Consider the following 12431-nt stretch of genomic DNA (forward strand, 5'->3'; position numbering starts at 1 on the left):
ATAAGATTTAGACGTGTAAAAAGGCATGTCTTAACCATAAGAATCATGCCATTCATTTTATTATTTATTTTTATCAAAGTATTTTTTAGTTTCTTTGATGATAATTGGGGAGAGAACCAGAAGAGCGATGAGGTTTGGAATAGCCATTAGTCCATTAACGATGTCAGCAATAATCCAAATAAGCTCTAGTTTAAGAAAAGCACCGAGTGCTACCATAGTAACAAAAATAATGCGGTAAATAATAATGGATTTTGATCCAAAAAGGAACTCGAAACAACGCTCTCCATAATAGCCCCATCCAAGAATAGTAGTAAAGGCAAATAAAACAAGGCTGATTGTTAAGGCATGCGCTCCTAAGTCAGAAAAGACCGATGAAAATGCAGATTGGGTCAAAGCAGCGCCGTTTAAATTGGTTTTCCATCCATCAGTAACAAGAATGGCAAGACCAGTTAAATTACAAATAATAATAGTGTCAATGAAAGTTCCTGTCATAGAAATTAGACCTTGTTCAACAGGTTCATTTGTTTTGGCAGCAGCTGCGGCAATAGGAGCTGAACCAAGTCCAGATTCATTTGAAAAAATCCCTCGTGCTATCCCAGATTGGATTGCTAACATTACAGTAGCGCCTGCGAAGCCCCCAGTTGCAGCTTTTCCTGTAAAGGCTGATTGGATAACGAGTGCTAGAGTGCTTCCTAGTTTATCAGCATTTACAATTAAAATAGTAGAGGCTGCAAGAACATAGAGGACAGCCATAAAAGGTACAATTTTTGTTGATACATTGGAGATCGTTTGAATCCCTCCAAAGATGATGACAGCAACTAAGATAGCTAAAACAGGTCCTACAATTTGAGGAGAGATTCCAGTAGATGTTTTGATCGAATCAGTGATAGAATTAACCTGTGTAAAGGTCCCAGACCCAAGGAGGGCAACCATTACACCAAACATAGCAAAAACTATAGCCAGTGGTTTCCATTTTTCTCCCATCCCTATGGTGATATAATACATAGGACCGCCGGCAATTTCTCCATTTTCATCTGTCGTCCGATATTTGATAGCTAATAGACCTTCAGCATATTTAGTTGCCATCCCAAAGAAAGCAGCTGTCCACATCCAAAACAAGGCTCCAGGTCCACCTAATTTAATAGCAGTAGCCACTCCGACGATATTTCCGGTTCCTACGGTAGCTGCTAGAGCTGTACAGAGGGCAGCAAAACTAGAAACATCCCCCTCCCCATCGCTACCTGAAAAAATAAGATGAAATGCTTTTGGTAATTTTAAGACTTGCAGTAAACCAAGTCGGACAGTCAGATAGATCCCAGTCCCAACCAATAAAATTAGCAAAGGAGGACCCCAAACAAAACTGTCAATGGTAGAAAATATATCTAACATATAAACTCCTATTTCTAAATGATAGCTTTTGAAAAAGCTATGAAAATATTTCCAACCTATAATACTACACGAATAAAAGGCGCTTGTCAAATCCCTCTTTTATTAAAAATAGCCGATATTGTAGCGTTACAATAGATGTGAGACTTCTAGGAGTCAAAAAGAAGATTCCCTGATATGATAAGAGTACCACCACTCACCAAAAAGGAATCTTCTCATGACTAGTATATCACAAAATCTTCGCTATTTACCACATACTCTAGAAACACGTTACCACGCGGTTAAAACCTACCAAAATGGTGCCTCTGTCGCCTTCATCTGTCGACGATACAAAGTTTCAAAAGCCTCTCTCATGCGCTGGAATAAGCGATTCGATGGCACAAAAGAATCGCTGAAAGACCGTTCTCATCGCCCTCTAACACCGCATCCAAAGGCTCATACCCAGCAAGAGCTAACATGGATTAAAAACTGCATCAAAAGAAATCCAAACGCAACCCTCATCGAAATCTTCTACAAACTCAAAACCAACAAGGGATATCATAGGCACCCTTGCTCACTCTTTCGAATCTTGAGAAAGCTGGACTTCTTCAAATCCCCTAAAACAAAGCAAAAACCTTATGTACCGAAACCATATGATACTCCGACTAAACTCGGTATCAAGTGGCAGATGGATGTCAAATACGTACCAACTCACTGCTACACAGGTAAACTTCCTGACAAGTTCTACCAATATACCGTCATTGATGAAGCCAGTCGTGAACGCTTTATATTCCCTTTCAAAGAGCAGTCGTCCTACTCAACGGTTCAATTTCTCAAAATGGCGATCAAACACTTTGGGTACAAACCCAAAATCCTCCAAACGGATAATGGCTTTGAGTTCACTCATTTCAAAGAGACCAAACACGTTCACCCACTTGACTTACTTTGTCAGGAACTTGGTATTGAGCACAAGCTGATTCGTCCTCGAACACCAAGGCATAATGGAAAGGTGGAGCGCAGTCATCGAAATGACAATCGACGTTTCTACCAGCACTTGACCTTCTATTCCTATGACGATCTCATCAAGCAGATGAAAACCTATCTTTACCGATCCAATCGACTCCCTATGCAGACTTTAGGCTGGAAATCTCCTATCGATATCAGAAAAGCTTTACTAGGAGCTAGCTCCTAGTAAAGCTTAACAAATGGATAACTTCAAAATAACATTTTTGGTCTCACATCATTGACAAAGGTACACTCTTTTATTAAAAATAGCCGATATCTTCTATCTAATTTAAAAACTCAGATAGAAGATATCGGCTTTTCTAGAAGTGACTTATTTTTTATGGAAATATTTTTTTGTTTCCTTAATAATAACGGGTGAAAGGACTAGTAGTGCAATTAAATTAGGTAGAGCCATTAGTCCATTGACGATATCTGCAATAACCCAGATTAGTTCAAGTTTTAAAAAACCTCCAAGCGCAACCATCGTGATGAAGGTGATTCGGTAAAATTTGAGGTGTTTCACTCCGAATAAAAACTCGAAACAACGCTCTCCATAGTAACTCCACCCTAAAATTGTAGTGAAAGCAAAGAGGACCAAACAAATTGTTATAGCAAGTTCACCTGGTGTCCCAAAGATACTTCCAAATGCGGCCTGTGTCAAAGGAGCTCCCTCAAGTCCTTCAATAGTCCATTTTCCTGTGACAAGAATGGAAAGACCAGTTAATGTACAGATGATAATGGTATCAATAAAGGTACCTGTCATAGAGATCAAACCTTGTTCAACAGGTTCATTTGTTTTAGCGGCAGCTGCGGCAATAGGGGCTGAACCAAGTCCAGATTCATTTGAAAATACGCCACGCGCAATCCCTCTTTGAATTGCTTCTTTAACAGTTGCTCCAGCAAAACCACCAATAGCAGCACTTTTAGTAAAAGCACTTTTGAAAACTAATTCTAGTGACGGGATGATTTGATCACTGTAGACAAAGATAACCGCTAAAGTTGCAACGATATAGAGAATGGCCATAAATGGAACAACCTTTGTTGAGACGTTAGAGATAGATTCAATCCCTCCGAAAATGATAATAGCTACAATAATGGCAATGACAATACTAACAATTTGTGGAGACAATCCAAAGCTATTTTCAAGTGATGAGGTAATAGAGTTTACTTGAGAGAAAGTTCCGATTCCTAAAAAGGCAACCAATACGCCTGCAACTGCAAAGAAGATAGCTAATGGCTTCCACTTTTGTCCCATACCGAGAAGAATGTAGTGCATTGGTCCTCCAGACACTTTACCTTCAGCATCTTTTGAGCGAAACTTAATCGCTAAAAGTCCCTCAGCATATTTTGTTGCCATTCCAAAGAAAGCGGCCACCCACATCCAAAACAGAGCTCCTGGCCCACCAGATTTAATAGCAGTCGCAACCCCGACGATATTTCCTGTTCCCACAGTTGCAGCCAGAGCAGTTGCTAGTGCAGCAAAACTTGAAATGTCACCTTCGCCTTTATCATCAACAAAGATAAGTTTAAAGGCTTTTGGTAATCTTGTAACCTGTAAAAGCCCCAAACGAACTGTCAGATAAATTCCAGTACCCACTAATAAAACAAGTAAGGGAGCTCCCCAAACAATGTTATCAATAGCGGTAAAAAATTCCAACATATAAAATCTCCTTATGTACGATTGGTTTTAAACAAGAAAAAGAGGCTATCTTTCGATACCTCTGGATAAATCGTCATAAAAGGCTACACAAAAAAATCTAGTTTGATCTAGTTTTTTCTATACCTCTTCTGTCCTTTTGCCTGAGAGATTGAGCAGTATGCCTTGCCCCTTCGGCGCCAAAAATGGTCTCTCCAGAAGTCCGTCAGTTAATCAGTCCCATCTAGAATGATCTAGATACCTGAGAGTATAACTCCTTCGGTGAAAGGCGAACCTTTCTCTCCTGAAAAACGTCAATCGCTTATTAAATTAATATACGTTCTATCATATATAAAGTTTTAATGTTTGTCAATAGTCTTTTAAACTCTTTTATGATGCTATTGAAGAATGGTAAATTGACATGGATTCTGATATTTTATAGAAAAAGTGGTAAAATAGTAAGGATTATTTTTGTTAACAGAAGTCTGTTGAAAGAAAAAGGAAAGGAATATTTAGTTACGGTAGCTAAATAGGGAAGTTATTTTAGAAAGTTGACTTTTTAAAGTATCAGCCCTTTGTATAATATTATGAATCCATTATTAAACGGTATGAATGACAAGCAGGCAGAAGCGGTGATGACGACTGAGGGACCGCTTTTGATTATGGCAGGAGCAGGGTCTGGAAAGACAAGAGTATTAACACATCGCATCGCTTATCTTATTGATGAAAAAATGGTGAATCCATGGAATATCTTAGCGATTACCTTTACCAATAAAGCAGCACGTGAAATGAGGGAACGAGCTATGCTGTTAAATCCAGCGACACAAGAAACCTTGATTGCGACCTTTCACTCCATGTGTGTGCGTATTTTACGTCGAGATGCAGATCATATTGGCTACAATCGTAATTTTACCATCATAGATCCAGGTGAACAAAGAACCTTAATGAAGCGTATTCTTAAGCAGCTTAATCTTGATCCTAAAAATTGGAATGAGCGTTCGATTTTAGGAACAATTTCAAATGCTAAGAATGATTTATTGGATGAACGTGCTTATGAACACCAAGCATCTGATATGTACACCCAAGTTGTTGCTAAGTGTTATAAAGCTTATCAGGAAGAGTTACGTCGTAGCGAGGCCATGGATTTTGATGATTTAATTATGATGACCTTGCGCTTATTTGATCAACATCCAGATGTTTTAGCTTATTATCAGCAACGCTACCAATATATTCATGTGGATGAATACCAAGATACCAACCATGCGCAATATCAATTGGTCAAACTTTTAGCTTCTCGATTTAAAAATATTTGTGTGGTTGGAGATGCAGACCAGTCAATTTATGGTTGGCGTGGAGCAGATATGCAAAATATTTTGGATTTTGAAAAAGATTACCCAGAAGCTAAGGTGGTCTTATTGGAAGAGAATTATCGCTCGACTAAAAAAATCCTTCAAGCTGCTAATGATGTGATTAAAAACAATTATAACCGTCGTCCCAAGCGCTTATGGACACAAAATGCAGACGGCGAAGCTATTGTGTATTTTCGTGCACGCGATGAGCAAGAAGAAGCTGTTTTTGTTGCCAGCAAGATCGACAATATGGTGACCTCATCTGGTAAAAATTTCAAAGATTTTGCTGTGCTTTATCGCACGAATGCGCAATCTCGTACGATTGAGGAGGCGCTTTTAAAATCTAATATTCCTTATACCATGGTTGGAGGAACCAAATTCTATAGCCGTAAAGAAATTCGTGATGTCATTGCTTATCTCAATGTGATATCAAACCCCAGTGATAATATCAGTTTTGAACGTATTGTGAATGAGCCTAAGCGTGGTGTTGGTCCAGGAAGTTTGGATAAACTTCGTCTTTTTGCTCAAGAACAGCAACTCTCTCTTTTAGATGCAGCTGAAAATATTTTAATTTCTCCTTTACGTGGGAAAGCTGCGCAAGCAGTTGGCGAGCTAGCTAACATTCTATTTGATATCCGTGATGGTTTAGATCAACTCTCCATTTCAGAGGTTGTTGAGCAGGTGTTAGAACGGACAGGTTACTTAGCATCTCTTAAAGTACAAAATACTCTAGAGAGTCAAGCAAGGGTAGAAAATATCCAAGAATTTTTATCTGTGACCAAAAATTTTGATGATAAGGCATCAGAGACATCAGAGGGTGAGACAGGATTGGAGCGTTTGAGTCGTTTCTTGAATGATTTGGCTTTGATTGCTGATACTGATGATGGAGATACTGAGACAGCTGAGGTGACCTTGATGACGCTTCATGCTGCCAAAGGGTTAGAGTTTCCAGTTGTCTTTTTGATTGGAATGGAAGAAGGGGTATTTCCTTTGTCTCGTGCAACAGAAGATAGAGATGAGCTGGAGGAAGAACGACGTTTGGCTTATGTTGGTATTACTCGTGCTGAGGAGGTTCTTTATTTGACCAATGCTAATAGCCGTACGCTTTTTGGGCGGACAAGTTACAATCGTCCAACGCGATTTATTAAAGAGATCAGTGAGGAATTATTGAGCTATGACGGTCTAGCTCGCCCAGCTCAAACCTCTTTTATTGCAAGCTCTAAGGGTAGTGGGGAATCTTTTGCCAAAGGAATGAGCTTGCAAGAGGCCCTTCAACAACGTAAGGCAAGTGCTGCACCTAGACCATTCACACAAGCTTCATCTAAAATATCAGACCATTGGAAAGTTGGGGATGTTGCCCATCATAAAAAGTGGGGTGATGGAATAGTTCTCGAAGTCTCTGGACAAGGACAGGCACAAGAGTTAAAAATTAAGTTTTCAGAAGTAGGATTGAAAAAGCTACTGGCCAGTGTAGCTCCGATTGAAAAAAAATAATCTGTTAGCCTATTATATTTTGTAGAAAGCATATCTAGTTCTTCCACTAACTAGATGTGCTTTTTATTTAAATTTTTAATTATATCAAAAAAATAAAACTTTTTTGTTGACATTATGTTACAAAAGTATTACTATATACTTAAGGTCAGTGAAGGTCAAAAGGTTAGTTTTGATCAAAACTACTGAATTCAGATAATGGGATCTGAATGATTAATGTATAGAAAAATGTAAGAGGTAATGATGATGACAAACAGAAATAATCAATTTGACAGATTTGGAAACATGGATGATATTTTTAACCAATTGATGGGGAATATGGGTGGTTATAACACTGAGAGTCGTCGTTATTTAATTAACGGCCGTGAGGTAACACCAGAAGAATTTGCCTATTATCGTCAAACAGGACAACTACCACAGCATGAAAGTGTCGAGAAAGAAAAAACGTCTCATAAAGCCTTAAAATCAGATGGTATTTTGGCTAAACTTGGACGTAACTTGACTGAAGAAGCGCGCTTAGGTTTGCTTGATCCAGTGATTGGTCGAAATAAAGAAATCCAAGAAACTTCAGAAATCTTGGCCCGTCGAACAAAAAACAATCCTGTCTTAGTGGGAGATGCAGGCGTTGGTAAAACAGCTGTTGTTGAAGGTTTGGCACAAGCTATTGTTCATGGAGATGTTCCTGCTGCAATTAAAGGTAAGGAGTTGATTTCTATTGATATCTCTGGTTTGGAAGCGGGAACTCAATATCGTGGTAGCTTTGAGGAAAATATTCAAAATCTTGTGAGTGAAGTTAAGGAAGCTGGGAATATTATTTTATTTTTCGATGAGATTCACCAAATTTTAGGAGCAGGTAATACTGGTTCAGATAGTGGTTCAAAAGGTTTAGCAGATATTATTAAACCCGCTCTTTCTCGGGGAGAATTAACCATCATTGGTGCTAGTACAGAGGATGAATACCGCAATACAATCTTGAAAAATGCAGCACTAGCAAGACGGTTCAACGAAGTAAAAGTGAAAGCACCGTCTGCAGAGGATACATTAAAAATCTTGCAAGGTATTCGCTCACTATATGAAGAACACCATAATGTTATTTTGCCAGATGAGGTTCTGAAAGCAGCAGTGGATTATTCTATACAGTATATCCCACAACGTAGTCTTCCTGATAAAGCCATAGATTTGGTAGATGTTACGGCAGCACACCTTGCGGCACAACATTCTGTAACAGATGTTCATACCCTTGAAGAAGAAATTGCTAAAGAACGATCAAAACAAGAGGATGCAGTTGAAAAACAAGATTATGAGACAGCATTAAACAGCAAGGTTCGCATCGAAGAATTGCAAAAACAAATCGAGAATCATACTGAAACTCAAAAAACAAAAGCCACAATCAATGATGTGGCAGAATCCGTTGAGCGTATGACAGGTATTCCTGTTTCTAATATGGGGTCAAGTGATATTGAGCGCTTAAAAGAACTTAACAGCCGCTTAAAAGGAAAAGTAATTGGGCAAGATCAAGCTGTTGAGATGGTCGCACGAGCAATCCGTCGTAACCGTGCAGGATTTGATGATGGTAATCGTCCGATTGGTAGCTTCTTATTTGTTGGTCCAACTGGAGTTGGTAAGACTGAGTTAGCTAAACAATTGGCAATTGACTTGTTTGGTACCAAGGATGCCATTATCCGTTTGGATATGTCTGAGTTTTCAGATCGTACAGCTGTTTCAAAACTGATTGGGACAACAGCGGGCTATGTAGGATATGATGATAACAGTAATACCCTAACTGAGCGTGTTCGTCGCAACCCTTATTCTATTGTTCTTCTTGATGAAATTGAAAAAGCAGATCCTCAAGTGATTACCCTATTACTTCAAGTTTTGGATGACGGGCATTTAACAGATGGTCAAGGTAATACTGTTAACTTTAAAAATACCGTTATTATTGCAACATCAAACGCTGGATTTGGTTTAAATCAAGTATCAGATGACGATGAGGAGCAAAAAATTATGGACCGGATTGCACCTTACTTCCGTCCAGAGTTCCTAAATCGCTTTAATGGTGTTATTGAGTTTAGCCACTTAAGTAAAGAGGATCTTGGTGAAATTGTTGATTTGATGTTATCAGATGTCAACCGCACTTTGGCAAGAAAAGATATTACACTTGAAGTGACAGATGAAGCTAAGGCTTACTTAATCGACAAGGGATATGATAAAGCAATGGGAGCAAGACCTCTTCGTCGGGTAATTGAACAAGATATTAGAGATCGTGTGACTGATTTTTATCTTGATCATTTAGAGGCTAAGCATTTAGTTGCTACTCTAAAAAATGGTGAAATGATAATTGAGGAGAAAAAAGCCTAAAATCAAAGACAGGGGTGTTTCGACACTCCTATTTTTGTTGTTTTCTGAAAACTGTGTTAGAATATTTGGAAGGAGGCAATCATGTATTTTATTTTCGATTTAGATGGAACCCTGTGCTTTGATGGTTTCTCAATGGATAATTCCATCAAGGATGTTTTGGAAAAAGCAGAGCAATATGGACATCAAGTTGGCTTTGCTTCGGCTAGATCTTATCGTGATTGTTTAGGGATTTTAGGAGACAGTCTCAGTCAGCGATTGGTGGTTGGACTAAATGGAGGATTAGTCTTTAACGGTGGTCGAATTTTTAAAGATAAGGTACTTGATAAGCAAGCCTTTAAGACAATCTTATCTTGGTGTCAAGCCTATAATCTCCCTTATTTCGTTGACAATGATTTTAATTACAGCACTTCACTAAGAGAAAAGATTCCTTTCATTTCTAGTGTTGACCCGCTTCGTCTAGCAAAAGAAGTGGATTTGGAGAAACTAGCACACCCGATCAAGATGGTGATTTATATGGGAGATCATGAAGACTTAGTAGATTCTCTGTTGGCAGATGTTAGAGAATTGGCTTGTCTTGATTTTTCTTATCATGAGCATGAGAAGTGCCTTTATATCAATCCCTATGGTGTGAATAAAGCCACAACATTGATAGAGGTGTTAAATGCTCCCTATGTAGCTTTTGGAAACGATCAAAATGATATTGAGTTTTTCAAACACTCCTTATATGCTGTTCAGATTGGAGAATATGCCCCTTTATTCCCCTATGCTGATGAGCACCTAATCATCAAGGGGAAGCAACCACATCTAATCGCTCAGAAAATAGAAGAACTCTTCAAAGTATTTAAAAATTAACTATTGAGAGGATACGATTATAAAAATCAAGATAAGGAGGAAGAAATGTCCATTTGGGAACGCACCATAAAATTAGCCCTAGCTACAGGGCTATCCATTTTTATGGCTCAGAAATTAGGTTTTCTTTACGCAACATCAGCTGGAATTATTGCTATACTAAGTGTATTAGATACACGGCGGACGTCGTTTAAAATGGCACGACAACGATTACTTTCAGTTATTCTAGCTTTAATTTTAGGAGCAGTGGCATTTGGTATCTTGGGTTACCATATTCCTGCGGTTATTGTTTATCTTCTGATTTATGTTCCAATAGCTTATCGCTATCAATTAGAGGCAGGAATAGCACCAAGTACTGTTCTTGTAACACACTTGTTGTTAGAAAAAAGTATTGCTTGGTCATGGTTAATAAATGAGCTGGGACTTTTTATCATCGGTGCAGGGGTAGCTCTGTTATTTAATTTATATATGCCGTCGCGACAAAATGAAATTTTAGACTACCATGAACGGGTTGAAGAACAGTTAAAAAAGATTCTATTACGGTTTAATAGTTTTTTGTTAAAAGGTGATGGTACAAATGATGCCCAACTCATCAAGGAGTTGGAGGTTATGTTACAAGATGCTCTAGCTTTGGTCTATCTTGATAGACGTAACCAATTGTTTAATCAAACTAATTATCAGGTGCATTATTTTGAAATGCGTATTGCGCAAACAAAAGTATTACGTCAAATGGCTGAAAATATCAATCATTGTCACCTAAAAAGTGATGAGAGTTTAATTTTGGCTCAGTTATTCCAAGAAACAGCTGAACAGTTAAGTCAAGAAAATCCAGCTCAAGATCTCCTAGATGCTATTGAGCACTTTTTACAACGCTTTAGAAAAAGGGACTTACCTAAGACCAGAGAGGAGTTTGAGACAAGAGCAACCTTGTTTCAACTTCTACATGATATGGAGCATTTTATACAACTAAAAGTTGATTTTTACCAAGACTATAAGTCAGAGAAGGTCTAGTTGACCTTTTTTTGATACAATAATATCAAGTGAGACAATGACGTTTTTTGAAGTGACGATTTACTGTTAGAAGGCAAAACTTTCAAATTAGTAGAAAAAAATATGGAGGGAATATGCACAATATCACTTGTCCCCACTGCGGGACGGCTTTTCAAGTTAACGAAACAGAGTATAGTCAACTATTAGCTCAGGTGCGTGGCGCAGAGTTTGATAAAGAAGTCCATGAGCGTCTGGAACGTGAAACAGAGTTATTAAAGGAGAAGGCACAACGCAACCTAGAAGATAGACTAGCTAATAAAGATAGGGAAATTTTGGAATTGCAGGCTAGCTTAGAGGCTTTAAATGTGAAAAAGGAGCTTCAGTTTGAGAAAAAATTGGCTGAAAAAGATAAGACACTAGCTGACCTTCAATCTAAGTTAGAAAAATTAAGTTTAGAAAAAGATCAAGAACATCAAGCAGTTATATCGGCTCTAGAGAAAGAACGTGATGCTGCTCAAAGCGCTCTTCTTTTACAAGAGCAAAAGCAAGAGTTAGCCCTAGCTACCAGTCGTCAAGAGTATGAAGTTCAATTAAAAGCAGCAAATGAACAGGTAGAATTTTATAAAAACTTTAAAGCCCAACAATCCACAAAAGCTATCGGTGAGAGTTTAGAGTTATATGCAGAAGCAGAATTTAATAAGGTACGCCATCTAGCTTTTCCAAATGCCTACTTTGAAAAGGACAATCAACTCTCTGACAGGGGATCAAAAGGGGATTATATCTATCGTGAGTCGGATGAAAATGGTGTCGAGATTCTCTCCATCATGTTTGAAATGAAAAATGAAGCAGATGACACTGTCAAAAAACATAAAAACGAGGACTTTTTCAAGGAGCTAGACAAGGATAGAAGAGAAAAAAATTGTGAGTATGCTGTCTTAGTTTCGATGCTAGAATCTGATAATGACTATTACAATACGGGCATCGTGGATGTCAGTCACAAGTATGAGAAAATGTATGTGGTTCGTCCTCAGTTCTTTATTCAGCTGATTGGGATTTTGCGAAATGCTGCGCTCAATAGTTTAAAATATAAACAAGAATTAGCTTTGGTGAAAGAGCAGCATATCGATATTACACATTTTGAGGAGGATCTCGAAACCTTTAAGACAGCTTTTGCCAAAAACTACCATTCTGCCAGTAAAAATTTCCAAAAAGCTATTGAGGAAATAGACAAATCCATTAAACGAATGGAGGCGGTTAAGGCGGCTCTGACAACATCAGAGAATCAATTGAGACTTGCCAATAATAAACTAGAAGACGTTTCTGTTAAGAAATTGACTAGAAAAAACCCTACTATGCGTGAGAAGTTTGAGGCCTTGAAGGGGGAATGA

At 38.3% G+C, this 12431-nt stretch carries 7 protein-coding genes, 2 pseudogenes and 1 riboswitch; of the genes and pseudogenes, 7 read left to right on the forward strand and 2 right to left on the reverse strand.

The features are described from left to right. Positions 1 to 60: 60 nt before the first annotated feature. Positions 61 to 1389, reverse strand: coding sequence for an alanine/glycine:cation symporter family protein (locus tag ACEE75_RS04770; RefSeq protein ID WP_447575259.1), 1329 nt, complete (start codon positions 1387 to 1389; stop codon positions 61 to 63). 214 nt (positions 1390 to 1603) lie between these two features. Between ACEE75_RS04770 and ACEE75_RS04775 the strand changes: the two genes are divergently transcribed. After that, on the forward strand, positions 1604 to 2557 hold the full coding sequence (locus tag ACEE75_RS04775) for a DDE-type integrase/transposase/recombinase (RefSeq protein ID WP_449173554.1): 954 nt from the start codon (positions 1604 to 1606) through the stop codon (positions 2555 to 2557). 144 nt (positions 2558 to 2701) lie between these two features. Here ACEE75_RS04775 and ACEE75_RS04780 read toward each other — a convergent pair whose 3' ends face one another. Further along, entirely contained in the window at positions 2702 to 4030 is a 1329-nt protein-coding gene (locus ACEE75_RS04780) for an alanine/glycine:cation symporter family protein (protein WP_447575481.1), read from the reverse strand. Positions 4031 to 4148: 118 nt separating this feature from the next. Continuing rightward, positions 4149 to 4235: riboswitch (glycine riboswitch) on the reverse strand. A 358-nt stretch (positions 4236 to 4593) separates the two neighbouring features. On the opposite strand from ACEE75_RS04780, the gene pcrA reads away from it, so the two are divergent. The 6 genes and pseudogenes from pcrA to ACEE75_RS04810 form a co-directional block, all read left to right on the forward strand. After that, on the forward strand, positions 4594 to 6849 hold the full coding sequence (gene pcrA / locus ACEE75_RS04785) for a DNA helicase PcrA (RefSeq protein WP_447575482.1): 2256 nt from the start codon (positions 4594 to 4596) through the stop codon (positions 6847 to 6849). 243 nt (positions 6850 to 7092) lie between these two features. Further along, complete coding sequence (locus ACEE75_RS04790; RefSeq protein WP_447575483.1) at positions 7093 to 9204, forward strand: AAA family ATPase; 2112 nt, start codon at positions 7093 to 7095, stop codon at positions 9202 to 9204. Between the two features lie 81 nt (positions 9205 to 9285). Beyond that, on the forward strand, positions 9286 to 10056 hold the full coding sequence (locus ACEE75_RS04795; protein ID WP_447575484.1) for an HAD-IIB family hydrolase: 771 nt from the start codon (positions 9286 to 9288) through the stop codon (positions 10054 to 10056). Positions 10057 to 10101: 45 nt separating this feature from the next. After that, the gene (locus ACEE75_RS04800; RefSeq protein ID WP_447575485.1) at positions 10102 to 11064 is read left to right on the forward strand and encodes an aromatic acid exporter family protein; all 963 of its coding nucleotides are present in this window, start codon (positions 10102 to 10104) and stop codon (positions 11062 to 11064) included. Positions 11065 to 11177: 113 nt separating this feature from the next. Continuing rightward, a pseudogene (locus ACEE75_RS04805) lies at positions 11178 to 11397 on the forward strand (DUF2130 domain-containing protein); the annotation flags it as partial. A 137-nt stretch (positions 11398 to 11534) separates the two neighbouring features. After that, a pseudogene (locus ACEE75_RS04810) lies at positions 11535 to 12431 on the forward strand (DUF2130 domain-containing protein); the annotation flags it as partial.

This window comes from Streptococcus sp. 11273D007BT (genome assembly GCF_053547195.1).

Bases quoted from the DNA above. Each gene is read 5' to 3' on its own strand.
- ACEE75_RS04795 (WP_447575484.1), top strand. From the start codon at position 9,286: ATGTATTTTATTTTCGATTTAGATGGAACCCTGTGCTTTGATGGTTTC.
- ACEE75_RS04800 (WP_447575485.1), top strand. From the start codon at position 10,102: ATGTCCATTTGGGAACGCACCATAAAATTAGCCCTAGCTACAGGGCTA.
- ACEE75_RS04780 (WP_447575481.1), bottom strand. From the start codon at position 4,030: ATGTTGGAATTTTTTACCGCTATTGATAACATTGTTTGGGGAGCTCCC.
- ACEE75_RS04775 (WP_449173554.1), top strand. From the start codon at position 1,604: ATGACTAGTATATCACAAAATCTTCGCTATTTACCACATACTCTAGAA.
- ACEE75_RS04770 (WP_447575259.1), bottom strand. From the start codon at position 1,389: ATGTTAGATATATTTTCTACCATTGACAGTTTTGTTTGGGGTCCTCCT.
- pcrA (WP_447575482.1), top strand. From the start codon at position 4,594: ATGAATCCATTATTAAACGGTATGAATGACAAGCAGGCAGAAGCGGTG.
- ACEE75_RS04790 (WP_447575483.1), top strand. From the start codon at position 7,093: ATGACAAACAGAAATAATCAATTTGACAGATTTGGAAACATGGATGAT.